Origin of the sequence: Acinetobacter sp. WC-323 (assembly GCF_000314615.1) — a bacterium.
Classification (GTDB): Bacteria; Pseudomonadota; Gammaproteobacteria; order Pseudomonadales; family Moraxellaceae; genus Acinetobacter; species Acinetobacter courvalinii.
Genome location: NZ_AMZS01000056.1, coordinates 52,667 through 67,012 on the forward strand (window position 1 = coordinate 52,667; position 14,346 = coordinate 67,012).

The window sequence follows — 14,346 nt, forward strand, 5'->3', positions numbered from 1 at the left end:
GAGATGACATCAGTTCAGCAATTACAAGGCGTTGGTGCTGCCGCAGCGACCCTCTTAGAAAAGCTTCATATTTTTAGCACGGATGATTTGTTATTCCATCTTCCCCGCGACTATGAAGATCGTAGCACTATTATTCCAATGAATCAGCTGGTCGTTGGACGAAGTTACTTGCTTGAAGGTGAAGTCCGCTCTGTTGACTTCCCACCCGGGAAAAAGAAATCTCTTGCCGCATTGGTCCAGGATGATTTCGGCAAGGTCACCTTACGCTTCTATCATATTTATAAAGGTCTTACGGACCGTATCAAAATGGGGCAACGGCTGCGCATTTTTGGTGAGGTGCGCGTTGGTGCACGTGGTCTGGAACTGTATCATCCCGAAATTCAGGTGATCCAGCAACATACGGCCCTGCCCAAGACCCAGCTGACCGCGATTTATCCCAGTACCGAAGGCCTGACCCAACCCAAATTACGTGAATATGTCCGTCAGGCACTTACCCATCACAGTGATGATCTGCCCGAATTATTACCTAGCAAATATAGCAATGGCTATGAGCTGAAAGAGGCGTTGCATTACATTCATGAGCCGCCCACCGATGCCAACATGTTGCAGCTCAATCAAGGCTCACATCCGGCACAGCAACGGCTGATTTTTGAAGAACTGGTGGCGCATCAAATCAGTTTACTCACTCGCCGTGCCTATATCCGTCAGATTTCAGCACCACGCTTTAGTAGCAGTAAAGTACTTGCAAAGACATTATTAGAAGGGCTGCCTTTCCAGATGACCAATGCGCAAAAGCGCGTTTCCAAGGAAATCTTGCAGGACCTTAAACAAGATCAACCGATGTTACGTCTGGTGCAAGGCGATGTCGGTGCTGGTAAAACCTTGGTGGCCGCAGTAGCTGCCTGTCATGCACTGGAAGCGGACTGGCAGGTGGCACTGATGGCACCCACTGAAATTCTAGCCGAACAGCATTATTTAAACTTTAAACGCTGGTTTGAACCTTTGGGTATTCAGGTGGCATGGCTGTCGGGTAAACAAAAAGGCAAAGCCAGAACACAGGCTGAACAGCAGATTAAAGAAGGTCATGCCCAGTTGATTGTGGGTACCCATGCGCTGTTTCAGGATACGGTCGGTTTTTCCAAGCTCGGCTTGGTGATTATTGATGAGCAGCACCGTTTCGGGGTTGATCAACGCCTCGCCTTGCGCAATAAAGGCGCGGACCAGTTCACCCCGCACCAACTGGTGATGACCGCAACCCCGATTCCCCGCACCCTCGCCATGAGTGCCTATGGCGATCTGGACACCTCGATTATTGATGAGCTGCCACCCGGTCGTACCCCGATCCAGACCGTCACCATCCCCCTGGAACGGCGGGAACAGGTCTTGCAACGTATTGCCAGTAATTGTCGTGAAGGTAAACAGGCCTACTGGGTCTGTACCTTGGTAGAGCAATCTGAAACACTGGACGCACAAGCCGCAGAGGCCACTTATCAGGAAATTAAAGAACGCTTCCCAGATATCAATATCGGGCTGGTACATGGCAAGATGAAAGCCGATGAAAAGCAAGCGGTCATGCAGGCCTTTAAGGACAATCAGTCACAACTGTTGATTGCCACCACGGTCATTGAAGTGGGGGTTGATGTCCCCAATGCCTCGATTATGGTGATTGAAAATGCAGAACGTTTAGGCCTGTCTCAACTGCATCAGTTGCGTGGCCGTGTCGGCCGTGGTGCTACAGCCAGTTTTTGTGCCTTACTCTATAAAACCCCGTTATCACAAAATGGGCAGGAACGGCTTTCTATTTTACGGGAAAGTAATGATGGCTTTGTGATTGCAGAAAAAGATCTGGAAATTCGTGGCCCCGGTGAATTACTCGGGACCAAGCAAACTGGTGATATGGGCTTTCGTGTGGCTCGTCTAGAACGCGATGACCACCTGCTGACTCAGGCACATTATGTCGCAGAGCAAATCTTGAAAGATTATCCGCAACATGCAGAAGGTCTACTGAAACGCTGGTTACCCGAAGCACCAAGATATGCCTATGTTTAAATTATTGGGCAGATCAGCACAGCAGCTATTTGATTATTTTACCCCATGTAGCCTGTGTGATATTGGCATGAAACGGCAGTTCGGTGTCTGTCAAAGCTGCTGGCAACAATTGCCCTGGCTCAAGCAAACCATTGAACGCAATCAACAGCAAATTATGGTGGCCTGCCATTATCAGTACCCGATTGACCGGATTATCCAACAGTTTAAATATGAGCAGAAACTGCATCATCAACGTCTATTAAATGGCTTGTTATTACAACCCAGACTACCCAAAGTGCATGCCATTGTGCCCATGCCTATTTCAACAGATCGTCTGGTCGAGCGTGGTTTTAACCAGAGCCTGCTCTTGGCGCAAGCCTTAAGTGAGCACTTGAACATTCCCGTCTGGCAACCGGTCCAGCGCTTGACCCAGCACTCTCAAAAAGGGTTAAGCCGTCTGGAGCGGCTGGAAAATATTGAACAGCAATTTGTTGCTGCTGCACCGAACCAGATTCGCTATCGCAAGGTCCTCATTGTCGATGATGTGGTCACCACAGGCAGTTCAATTACTGCATTATCTCAGGTGCTGCAACAACTGGGCTGCCAACAGGTCTATAGCCTGTGTCTGGCAGCCGCACAGCATCAGGAAATTAATTCAAATGCTGCTGCTGACACCACGGAATCACCACGTCTTTAGTCAGTGGCGCCAGTAGCGTTGACTGGTCATCCAGATCGATCCATTTCATCTCTGCAATCTCAGCCGCGATTTGTGGCTGCTGTTTTAACTCAACCGCATATACATAGCTAATCAAGGCATGATCAGGTTCATTGGCTGCTGCTGTTCTAAATTCACCGACAAACTCCTTAAGCTCACACTCACAGCCGATTTCTTCCAGAATCTCACGCTGAATTGTCACCTCAGGTGCTTCATCCAGCTCAAGCTTACCGCCGACCTGCATAAAGGCATGGGTATTTTGCTTACGCACCAACAGTAATTGATTGTGCTCGTTCAAGATAATGGCAGCAGCAACAGTAATGGTTTTCACAATCGTATCCTCAGGCCTGAATTTCAGTGCTAGATAGCCACTTCGGTGCCGCAGGCTGATAAGCCGCAAATGCAGCCAGAACCTCTTCAATCTGCTCGGCCACAATCAGCTTATCCACAAAACGTGCTTGGGTAAAACCACTGTCAACCGAGGCTTGCAGCATTTTCAGCAAATCGGTATAAAAACCATTCACATTTAAAAAAGCACAAGGCTTTTGATGGATACCCAACTGGCTCCAGGTCCATTGCTCAAAGATTTCTTCGAGTGTGCCTGCACCACCGGGCAAAGCCACAAATGCATCAGATAGCTCAGCCATTTTGGTCTTGCGCTCATGCATATTGTTGACCCGATACAATTCGGTTAAACCGGTATGGACCAGCTCTCGATCCACCAAGGCATGGGGAATCACACCAACCACACGGCCACCCGCCTGTAGCGCACTATCAGCCACCACCCCCATCAGACCCGAACGTCCACCGCCATAGACCAGCGTTTTGCCTTGCGCGGCAATCACCTGCCCGGTTAACTGGGCCATTTGCTTGAAAACAGGATCATTCCCGAGAGAGGAACCACAGAAAACACATATAGAATTCATACAATTAAAACCGTTTTATAGAACTGTCATGCTGATAAAGTAGGCTATGTAACAAGATTTTTTAAAAAATAACGTTTAGGCAAGTGTTTTTCGTTTCATCCTTGTCTAAAATACACCCTGCTTTTCGGAAAAACACCGGAAACTTTACCTCGACTGCGCAAGGAAAAAAGACATGCTTGAAGCCTTTTATGCCACTGAGCGCGGTAGTCTAGAAGATGCAACAATCAATGGCAGTTTCGACCTTCATCCTGAACTGGTCTGGATCGATCTCATCGCCCCATCCCAAGAAGAACAACAATGGATTCTGGATGCCTATGAGCGAAACCTACCTACCTTAAAGTCACTTGAAGATATTTCCTCATCAGCACGATTCTACCGTGATGATGACGGAATTTTGCATATCAGCACCTATTTTTTAACAAAGAATAAAAATTTTCAATCGGATCGTGAACAAGAAGATCTCGAGAATACACTGGCTGCTACCGTCCACACCGTTGCGTTTCTACTGGATAAAACACAACTGATCACGCTACGTGGCGAAAAACTGGTGGCCTTCCGGGCCTTTCGCGCCCGGGCAAGACGCAATGATTACAGCATCGATTATAAAGATCCGGTGTGGATTTTATTAGGCTTGCTGGAATCTAAACTGGATGAGCTTTCAGATATTCTGGAAGATACGCATAAGTATCTGGAAGAATATTCAGCCGAGGTGTTAAACGATCACCATCGTGAACAGATCCTTGATCTGGATGACATGATCACACGGCTCGCGCATCAGGAAGACATGTTAGGGAAAGCTCAGCTCTGTCTGACCGACCTGCGCCGAGTTCTGTCTTTCCTTTCCCGACCACGTGCCTTAGGCAGCCATATTTATGACCCCGATATCCGGGAAATGAGTGAGGATGTGCGCTCTTTACTGGAGCACAATACCTTCCTGTTTCAAAAACTAAAATTCTTACTGGATATTACCACCGGTTTTGCCAATACCGAGATGAATGAGACCTTCAAACGCTTCTCTATTCTTCCAAGCATGCTGGCACCTCCAATGCTGGTGGCCAGTATTTATGGCATGAACACCGAAGTATTACCGTTTTCACATGGCAGTACCAGTTTCTGGATTGTGATCACGCTGGTATTAACCTTCCTGATTGGTCCGACCATCTACTTCCGCTGGAAGAAATGGATCTAATAAAAAAAGCACCTGACGGTGCTTTTTTTATTGCAATAAGTGATCTTTAAATTAATTTCAGATCATCCTGCAAATGACAGGCCTGGATGATTTTCAGCATTTTTTCAGTCACATTCTTGAAATGCAGCCCTTTACTGTCTGGTGTCTGACGCAACCATTGCACCAGTACCGCCAACGATAAAGTATTGCCCTGCTCAAGCTGGCCCAGATCAACAACCAGAGGAAAACTCTTATGCTGCTGAATATGCTTTAAGCCAGCTTGATAGATCTGCTCTGCATTCGCAAAATTAATCATTTTTGAAACGACCAATTGCTGATCAATATACTGAATCACCCGTCACCTACTTATTTTTTGCTAACTGCAGCATCTGCATCTGGTTTAAAGGTCGCAATCGCTTTATTAATATTGCCACCGTTACGTTGCACCGTTGCAGCGAACTGGTTACGGAACTGCAAGCCCAAATCGATACCAGACACGTTGATGTTACGTACTTTCCACTGATCTCCCTTGTCGGTTAATTGGAACGACACTGGGATTTTCTCACCATTGTGCAAGAAGTCCAAAGTCACCACAGGGGTTTTGCTGTTGGTCGATTTAAACGGACGCATGGTGTAGCTTTCATTGGTATATTTTGCGAAAGCACCGCCATAGTTCTCGATAATCACTTCACGGAAGTTCTTCTCGAACTGTGCACGTTGTGCAGCATTGGTATATTGGTTATTCGCATAAGTACCTAACACAATACGGGTAAACGCTTGAGAATCTACATACGGGTCAAGGTTTTGACGAATAATGCTTTTCACCAGTGCTGGGTTATTCTGCAACTTGGCATGATCCGCTTTTAGACGCGTAATTAAGCCATCAGCCACACGTTTAACAAAGTCAGGCGGGGTTTCTGTTGGTGCTGCAAATGCCGCACTTGCAAGCATTGTCGATAATACGCTTGCGGTTAGCGTTTGTTTCAATAATGTATTCACTTCAATCTCCTAACCTGAATTACTCAACAAAAGAAGGTTCTGCTTCAGCAGCAGGCTGTGAAGCTGGGCTTTCTGTCGCTGTTGAGCTTGATGTGGCTTTACCAGCACCACCGGTAATAAATTTACTGATCAAATCTTCTAAATCCATGGTGCCCTGGGTATTTGAAACCACGTCACCCCGTTTGAGGTAGTTCACACCACCACCCGGAACAACTTTCAAATATTTCTCACCCAATAGACCATTGGTTGCTACCATTATATAAGCATCTTCATCGAGTGTGGTGATGGAGGTCATGTTACTGGTAAGTTGCTGTTCCATTTCTTTTTGTTTCGCAGCATTCGCTTGCTCATAGTCAGAACTATAGCGTAACTCTTCCAGCGCATTGTTCTGCACTTCTTTGAGCTGCTCCGGATTAAAGCTGGTCAGCTTACCATCCAGATCAAATTTAACGGTGGCCAGACGGGAAACCGGATCAAGCGTAATTGATTCAACACGACCAATGGTTACACCACTCATGGTCACTTTGGCACGTGGCTTCAAGCCATTCACATTGTCAAACTGTGCTGTCATGCTGTAGCTGTCGCGCAGATTAGTACCCACCAAGCCACTGACCTTCATCGCCAGAAAAAATAGAGCGACACCGAAGATAATGACAAAAATACCTACGGCCAGCTCACTAGTACGTGATTTCATTAAATCCCTCCGAACATGACCGCAGTCAACACGAAATCAAAACCTAATACACAAAGTGAAGAATATACGACCGTTCTGGTCATTGAAGTCGCGATACCTTCTGGAGTTGGTTCACAGGCATAGCCCTGATACACCGCCACCCATGTACAAATCAAAGCAAAGACAATGCTTTTAATAATGGTGCCATTAAAAATGTCATGCCAGAACTGGACGCTGCTTTGCATACCACTCCAGAACGAACCTTCATCCGCACCTAAAAAATCAACACCAACCAGCTTGCCGCCAATAATACCAATGCTTGCAAAAATGACCGTGAGCATGGGTAAACTGACAATACCGGCCCATAGACGAGGAGCTACGATCTGACGCAGTGGATCAACACCGATCATTTCCATGCTGGCAAGCTGTTCACTCTGTTTCATGGAACCAATTTCAGCGGTTAAGGCCGAGCCTGCACGCCCTGCAAACAATAAGGCAGCAACGACAGAAGCAAGTTCTCGCAGCAAGGTCAGTGAAATTGCAGTACCGAGCATTGCTTCACTGCCAAAAGTGACCAGAATGCTATACATCTGCAAACCCAGCACGGCACCAATGAACAAACCGGAAACCGCAATAATCAGCAGGGACATCACCCCGACACGATACATCTGGTAAACAAAGCGCCGAAAACCACCTTTTGATGGCATGGAAAATAAAACTTGCAGGAGCATCAATGCGGCAGCACCGATGCCTTTTATTCGCTCAATAACGAGTCTACCTAGCCAGGCAATCGCATTCATGGACGAACCTCGTTATCTAAATATGCTTGATGAGTAAATTGATATTCCACAGGCCCCTCAGCCGAACCTGTTAAAAACTGACGTACAAAAGGTGAAGCATGGTTTTTTAATTGTTCTGGTGAACCTTCACCCTGAATTTTACCTTCTGCAACCACATAAATATAATCCGCAATCGATAAGGTCTCAGCCACATCATGCGATACGATAATCGTAGTTAGATCTAAAGCATCGCGCAAGGAACGAATCAGACGGGTCAATACCCCCATCACAATCGGGTCTTGACCTGCAAATGGCTCATCATACATGATCAGCTCAGGATCCAGTGCAATCGCTCGCGCCAAGGCAACACGACGGTTCATACCACCGGAAAGCTCGGTTGGCATCAACTGTTCAGCACCACGCAATCCAACCGATTCCAGTTTTAATGCCACCAGTTCTGCAATCAGATGTTCTGGCAATTTGGTATGTGCGCGGATTGGAAATGCGACATTCTCATATACCGACATGTCGGTGAATAATGCACCACTCTGGAATAGCATGCCCATACGCGCACGTGCAGCGAACAACTCATGACGTGACATCGCTGCAATATTTTTACCGTCCAGTAGTACCTCGCCATGATCAGGACTTAACTGTCCACCAATCAGACGCAACAAAGTGGTTTTACCGGTACCGGACGGTCCCATAATGGCAGTAATCTGACCACGACGAATCTTAAGACTGATATCGTCATAAATGACGCGCTCTCCCCGATTAAAGCTTAAGTTTTTAACTTCAATTAAGGCTTCACGATCAAGAGGAGATGGATTATTCATAATGGCATTCTTTCCTGCACTTTTTATGCACGCATACTATACACTGAAACACTAAACGCTTGTTTCCATTTTGATAAACCATGTATCAAGAGTATTTAATTTATGTAGTTATTCTTGGGAACAATTTGGCTGGTGGTTGGATGAGAATTAACATTGAATGATTCCGTATTAATCATATCAAACAACGCATAAGCAAAAAACAAACCGTTACACAGCATTAAAATGACGAATAGGCATGGCAGCCCTTCACTACACATGAAAGACCAAGCTTGACTCAAAAGGCTTTTATTTTGCTTCACCTTATTCATTTCTTATATAAAGTTTGAATTAGTACACATTTTTATAATTTTACATGACTAAACCGAAATAAAAAAGCCAGTTTTTCAACTGGCTTCTTCATTCTATCGGTTTTTAACGATTAAAAATCGTTTTTGCGACGACGGTCGCCACCGAAAGTTTCTTCACGTGAACCGCGTACTGGACGCTCATCGCTACCAAACTTACGCTTTGGACGGTCATCACCACCGAAGCTGCGTTTTGGACGGTCTTCACCGAAGCTACGCTTTGGACGATCACCGAAACCGCCTTCACGCTGTGGACGATCGCCAAAATCACGTTTAGGACGGTCACCGAAGCTACCTTCACGACGTGGTTTGTAATCTACACGGTTACCACGGTTGTCATCATTCGAGTCAAAACGTGGTTTATCGTTGAAACCACCTTCACGACGTGGGCGATCAGAATTGAACTCGCGACGTGGACGGTCTTCACCACCAAAGCTACGTTTTGGACGATCATCAAAACCGCCTTCACGACGTGGACGATCTGAATTAAATTCGCGACGTGGACGGTCTTCAAAACCACCTTCACGGCGTGGACGATCTGAATTGAACTCGCGACGTGGACGATCTTCGCCACCAAAAGATGGACGCTCACCACGTGGCTTGTCATCGAAGCTACGACGTGGACGATCATCACCGCCTTCACGACGTTTGAAGTTACCTTCACCTTCAAAACGACGACCACCGCCAAAACCACCGCGACCACGACCGCCGCCATCACGACCACCGCGACCACGACCACCACCGTCACGACCTGAACGTGCAGGAGGTGGAGATGGTTCTAAACCTTCGATTTCAGATACATTTAAACGTGCATCTAAATAATCTTCCAAAGCACGGATTTTGCCACGCTCACGGTAAGTTGCCAAAGTCACGGCTTGACCGGTACGACCCGCACGACCTGTACGACCAATACGGTGTACATAGTCTTCATTTTTCATCGGTAAACCGAAGTTAATGACGTGTGAAATGGTTGGTACGTCTAAACCACGCGCCGCAACATCGGTTGCAACCAGGATTTTTGCACGACCTTCACGAATGCTACGTAAACGACGGTTACGAACGGTTTGTGGCATCGCACCATGGAGTGCAACAACAGAATGACCCGCTTCAGCCAGTTCTTCAGCAAGCATATCGGTATCTTCTTGCGTGCTTGCGAATACAACCGCTTGATCTACAGACTCATCAGATAACCAGTGAGTCAATAATTTTTTCTTGTGTTCAAAGCCATCAGTCCAATGTAATGTTTGAGTTACATCAGTGTTAGTGCTGTGACCAGTTTCAATAGCAATACGTTGCGGATCATTCATCATGCGTTCAGCAAGACGGATAATACGATCAGCAAAAGTTGCAGAGAACATTAATGTTTGATTACGGTTTGCAGCCAATTCACCAATTGCTTCTAAATCTTCAGAGAAGCCAAGATCAAGCATACGGTCTGCTTCATCAACAATTAATGATTCAACTTTATCAAGTTTGATTTGACGACGGTTTACAAGGTCAAGTAAACGACCTGGAGTCGCAACGACAACTTGTGCACCTTTAAGCTGCTGGATTTGCTTACCGAAAGGCATACCACCCATAATTGCAGCAATACGAACACCTTTCATGTGACGTACAAATGCAATCGCGTCTTGGCTAACCTGTTGAGCCAATTCACGCGTAGGAGAAATAACTAAAATCGTAGGCTGAGTGACTGCTTTCATGCGCTCTTTGAATGGCACAAAAGTATCCTCACCCGCTAAAGCGTTTAATGTAGGAAGTAAAAATGCTGCTGTTTTACCAGAACCGGTCTGGCTTGAAACTAATAAATCTTTACCTTCTAATGCAGCTGGAATCGCTTGTTCTTGCACAGGAGTTGGTGTCGTAAAACCTAAACCTTCTAGGGCTTGTTGTAAGGTTTCGTGCAAAGAAAATTCGGCAAAAGTTTTGCTCATAGAGAGTTTCACCCTTGTGGGTGCTCCATTTTAATAAATACAAAAAATAGACATCGGCAACAAGCGGCAAAGCGACTCAAGCTGAAAATATATGAAATTCAGCGGCGATCCGAATAACGACGATGTGGACTAAACGCACGCTTGATTACTGCCTCAACCTGAAGAATCGCTAAGCGATTTGGGCGCAAGATGTGGTCCTCTCTATGGACAGCGTGCGCTAATATGAATAGAACTGAATGTTCAGGTAATGAACTGGAATTTAAGTGCGTGGGCGGATTATAGCAGAAACTTTAAGAAAGTCACGTTTTTTTAGAAAATACTGGGCCTAGCGATCACAAATAAGCGATACACTTCTATTAAATGTACAATTATTCTGTGTGACAACAACAGATTACTTTAAATAAAACATGGAAAATAAACTACAAAATAATTTTATGCTGATCAGATTATTACTGGGTTTATGGTTATTCGGGTGTTTGAATATTATTTATCATGGACAGCAGCAAAATCCCTACCCCTTTATTCATGATACTGGATACGTCTTTGAGTATCCGGTTAAAGGAGTCATTTTAACCTGTGTTCTTTTTTCAATTTATTTTATTGCCCGTGGCCTATCAACCTTTCTAAAACTGGATACAACCTATCCCATCCTCACCTACACAGCCTGCAGTTGCATCGTGATTGGACAATTCCTGATTGCCCTTTTCGGATCAATGCATGCTCCACCGTATTGGGCTGCCTATTTAATCAATACCGTTATTTTACTTTTATCTCAACTATTTATTATTCCCGCCCTATTACACAAAAAAAAGAGTAGCTAGATGCTACTCTTTTTTTAATCTACAAATTATTTTGCAGCATCGCCCCAAGCCGGAACAACGTTTTGCATCAATGGCTTTAACATCCTCAATGAACATGCAAGCACCTGACCATTGTCAAATGATTCATTGCCACCGCGCGCATCAACAACAACACCGCCCGCTTCTTTCACGATTAATTCGCCCGCAGCGATATCCCACGGTTTTAAGCCAAGCTCAAAGAAACCATCGAAACGACCCGCAGCAACATAGGCCAAGTCTAAAGCAGCTGAACCACCACGACGGATTTGCGCGCCAGATTTAGTCACTGCCAATAATGACGCAAAATGTTGCTCTGCATAAGAAACGATTTCACCATTACGCTTGGCACGGTACGGATGACCGACTGCAAGGAAAGTATTTTCAAGGTTTTCTTTAACATTGACACGGATACGGCGCTGGTTCATCACTGCACCACGACCGCGGCTCGCAGAAAATAGCTCATCACGGACTGGATCATAGATCACACCGTGTTGAGTCACACCTTTATGTTGTACTGCGATAGAAATACAGAAATGCGGGAAACCGTTGATAAAGTTTTGTGTGCCGTCTAAAGGATCAATCACCCAGCACCAGTCTGCATCGTGACCTTTACCTTCTTGCATACCAAACTCTTCACCAAGGAAGCTGTGGTTTTTATAGCTTTTGCGAAGTGTATCAATTGTAAGTTGTTCCAAGTAACGATCAACACGTGTTACCGGACCATCAATGCCTTTTTCTTCAACTTGTAAATCGAGTTTATGACGATTTTGATGTGCCTTTAAAAGCTCTTGACCAACTGTTTGAGCCGCACGCGCAGCCATAACCACCATAGGTTCCATTGAACACCCACTACAAATTTGAAGATTTTGACAAAGAATAATGCATAAAAGCGCGTATATTCTAGCAAATATAAGCGCTTTTAGGGGAAAAATGTTGCGAAAAATTATTTTCGCGTTTACATCAACTTATAAGTTAGAACCAGGCTTGCTCAATTGAAGCTAAAATTCCCTGAGCATCCAAACCACAATCTTGCAACATTTGCTGATGCGTGGCTTGATGTAAGAATGTATCTGGCAAACCCAGATTCAGGATCGGTTTGACAATCTTGGCATGTGCCATGAATTCATTCACCGCACTGCCTGCGCCCGCCATTACGGCATGTTCCTCAACCGTTACAAATAGTTGAGTGGTCGCTGCTAGGTCACGAATCATTTGCTCGTCCAGTGGCTTCACAAAACGCATATTCACAACACGCACGCCAATCGCATGTTTCTGTGCAAACTGTTCTGCCGCTTCAACCGATGGTACAACGCGACTACCAAAGGCCAGAATACTGATGTGCTGCTCAGCATCAACATTAAATTCAGCCACGATTTCCGACTTACCAATTGGCAAAGCCGTCATCTGTTGTTGAATTTCAACACCGGTGCCTGCGCCACGCGGATAACGGACTGCTGTCGGCCCTTCATAAAGGTAAGCGGTATGTAGCATCTGACGACATTCATTCTCGTCTTTCGGCGCCATGATCACCATGTTAGGCACAGTACGCATATAGGCGTAATCGTAAGCACCCGCATGGGTTGGACCATCTTCACCGACCAAACCTGCACGATCGATTCCAAAAGTGACATCCAGATTCTGCAAGGCAACATCGTGAATCAACTGGTCGTAACCACGTTGCAAGAAGGTTGAATAAATCGCGACCACCGGTTTTAAGCCTTCACATGCCATACCCGCAGCTAAAGTCACTGCATGTTGTTCCGCAATCGCCACATCAAAGAAACGTTCAGGATATTGCTGTGCAAATTTCACCATACCCGAGCCTTCACACATTGCCGGTGTAATGGCAAGCAGGCGCTCATCTTGAGCGGCTTCATCACATAACCATTGCCCAAATACATCGGAGTATTTAGGGGGTGATTTTTTTACTGGTGCTGCAGCGGCTGGCGCGATTTTAGTAATGGCATGATAGGTAATCGGATCGGCTTCCGCAGGTGCAAAACCTTTCCCTTTTTTAGTATAAATATGAACAAGGCGTGGGCCTTTACGCTTTTTCAGCGCATGGAACACTTGCGCCAGTTGCTCCACATCATGCCCGTCAAATGGTCCGAAATAATCAAAACCAATTGCTTTAAATAAATTATCAGCGGCATCGGTCGCTGATTGATGTAACCGTGAATTATACGTCCACTTAGGATGCGGCTGAACATAGGCTTCACCCTGTTCATTCACATTGATCAACTGCCCTGTTTCCCAGATTGCAGCCAGATGTTTGGCAAAACCACCGGTACTACACGAGATCGACATATCGTTATCATTTAATACCACGATCAAGTCGGCATCATGCGCAACGGCATCATTCATGGCTTCAAATGCCATGCCCGCGGTCATTGCCCCATCACCGACGATTGCAACAACATCACATGGAGCTTTTTGATAACGGCGCGCCAACGCCATGCCCAGACCTGCTGAAATGGCAGTCGAAGAATGGCCTACACCAAAGGTGTCAAATTCAGATTCATCACGTGCAGGGAACGCAGCCAAACCATTTTTACTACGGATGGTCGCGATACGATCACGACGACCCGTCAGCACTTTATGTGGATAAGCCTGATGGCCGACATCCCAGACCAGACGATCATCTGGGGTATTAAAGCTATAGTGCAAGGCTACGGTCAGTTCGACCACACCTAGATTTGCACCAAAGTGTCCGCCACTCTGCCCAGCTGCATACAAAATATATTGACGTAACTCATCCGCCACTTGAACGAGTTGGCTTTGCTCGAGCTGACGTAATTGTTGTGGATGATCAATTCCATCTAACAATGGCGTAACAGGGCGTTGAGTTGGAATTTCGGTATACAACATAATGTGGCAAAGCCTTTTTAAGCCTGGCAAGTCCGAAGCTGGGTTAAATGGGGGCAATCATACAATTAAATATGATCTACCTTCAATCAGCCACACGTGCGAATGATGTAGTGCTGAACATTCTTCTACAATTTTTAAAGAATGACCCGTAGATTATCCTGAATTATGTCACTGTTTATCAACCATTATTGTGTGCTTTGTATGAAAAAGAAAAACTTATATAAAAAATCAGAAATT

Annotated in this window: 13 protein-coding genes; 3 read left to right on the forward strand and 10 right to left on the reverse strand. The window is 45.7% G+C overall.

Annotated elements, in window-relative coordinates; all coding sequences use genetic code 11:
- Window positions 1-3 precede the first annotated feature (3 nt).
- Complete coding sequence (gene recG / locus ACINWC323_RS06145; protein WP_005227443.1) at window positions 4-2,049, forward strand: ATP-dependent DNA helicase RecG; 2,046 nt, start codon at window positions 4-6, stop codon at window positions 2,047-2,049.
- Window positions 2,042-2,725 carry a ComF family protein gene (locus ACINWC323_RS06140; RefSeq protein WP_009513803.1) on the forward strand — a complete coding sequence of 228 codons (684 nt, stop codon included), beginning with the start codon at window positions 2,042-2,044 and terminating at the stop codon, window positions 2,723-2,725. Before recG ends, ACINWC323_RS06140 begins: the two co-directional genes overlap by 8 nt.
- On the opposite strand, the gene ACINWC323_RS06135 is transcribed toward ACINWC323_RS06140, so the two are convergent.
- Window positions 2,679-3,074, reverse strand: coding sequence for an NUDIX hydrolase (locus tag ACINWC323_RS06135; protein WP_009513932.1), 396 nt, complete (start codon window positions 3,072-3,074; stop codon window positions 2,679-2,681). The genes ACINWC323_RS06140 and ACINWC323_RS06135 overlap by 47 nt on opposite strands.
- Before the next feature lie 10 nt (window positions 3,075-3,084).
- Complete coding sequence (locus ACINWC323_RS06130; RefSeq protein ID WP_032881612.1) at window positions 3,085-3,669, reverse strand: LOG family protein; 585 nt, start codon at window positions 3,667-3,669, stop codon at window positions 3,085-3,087.
- Window positions 3,670-3,841: 172 nt separating this feature from the next.
- On the opposite strand from ACINWC323_RS06130, the gene ACINWC323_RS06125 reads away from it, so the two are divergent.
- On the forward strand, window positions 3,842-4,858 hold the full coding sequence (locus ACINWC323_RS06125; protein WP_005227453.1) for a CorA family divalent cation transporter: 1,017 nt from the start codon (window positions 3,842-3,844) through the stop codon (window positions 4,856-4,858).
- 46 nt (window positions 4,859-4,904) lie between these two features.
- Here ACINWC323_RS06125 and ACINWC323_RS06120 read toward each other — a convergent pair whose 3' ends face one another.
- From ACINWC323_RS06120 to dxs, 8 genes are all read right to left on the reverse strand, one after another.
- Complete coding sequence (locus ACINWC323_RS06120) at window positions 4,905-5,192, reverse strand: STAS domain-containing protein (protein WP_009513942.1); 288 nt, start codon at window positions 5,190-5,192, stop codon at window positions 4,905-4,907.
- A gap of 11 nt (window positions 5,193-5,203) precedes the next feature.
- Complete coding sequence (locus ACINWC323_RS06115; protein ID WP_009513899.1) at window positions 5,204-5,836, reverse strand: MlaC/ttg2D family ABC transporter substrate-binding protein; 633 nt, start codon at window positions 5,834-5,836, stop codon at window positions 5,204-5,206.
- A 19-nt stretch (window positions 5,837-5,855) separates the two neighbouring features.
- The gene (mlaD, locus tag ACINWC323_RS06110; RefSeq protein ID WP_009514011.1) at window positions 5,856-6,530 is read right to left on the reverse strand and encodes an outer membrane lipid asymmetry maintenance protein MlaD; all 675 of its coding nucleotides are present in this window, start codon (window positions 6,528-6,530) and stop codon (window positions 5,856-5,858) included.
- Entirely contained in the window at window positions 6,530-7,309 is a 780-nt protein-coding gene (gene mlaE, locus ACINWC323_RS06105; protein ID WP_005227460.1) for a lipid asymmetry maintenance ABC transporter permease subunit MlaE, read from the reverse strand. Before mlaE ends, mlaD begins: the two co-directional genes overlap by 1 nt.
- On the reverse strand, window positions 7,306-8,124 hold the full coding sequence (locus tag ACINWC323_RS06100) for an ABC transporter ATP-binding protein (protein WP_009513978.1): 819 nt from the start codon (window positions 8,122-8,124) through the stop codon (window positions 7,306-7,308). Before ACINWC323_RS06100 ends, mlaE begins: the two co-directional genes overlap by 4 nt.
- A gap of 418 nt (window positions 8,125-8,542) precedes the next feature.
- The gene (locus tag ACINWC323_RS06095; RefSeq protein WP_009513858.1) at window positions 8,543-10,402 is read right to left on the reverse strand and encodes a DEAD/DEAH box helicase; all 1,860 of its coding nucleotides are present in this window, start codon (window positions 10,400-10,402) and stop codon (window positions 8,543-8,545) included.
- Window positions 10,403-11,249: 847 nt separating this feature from the next.
- Window positions 11,250-12,080: an inositol monophosphatase family protein gene (locus ACINWC323_RS06085; RefSeq protein ID WP_009513876.1), complete on the reverse strand. Its 831-nt coding sequence runs from the start codon at window positions 12,078-12,080 to the stop codon at window positions 11,250-11,252.
- Between the two features lie 133 nt (window positions 12,081-12,213).
- Window positions 12,214-14,109: a 1-deoxy-D-xylulose-5-phosphate synthase gene (gene dxs, locus ACINWC323_RS06080; protein ID WP_009513963.1), complete on the reverse strand. Its 1,896-nt coding sequence runs from the start codon at window positions 14,107-14,109 to the stop codon at window positions 12,214-12,216.
- Window positions 14,110-14,346: the final 237 nt, after the last annotated feature.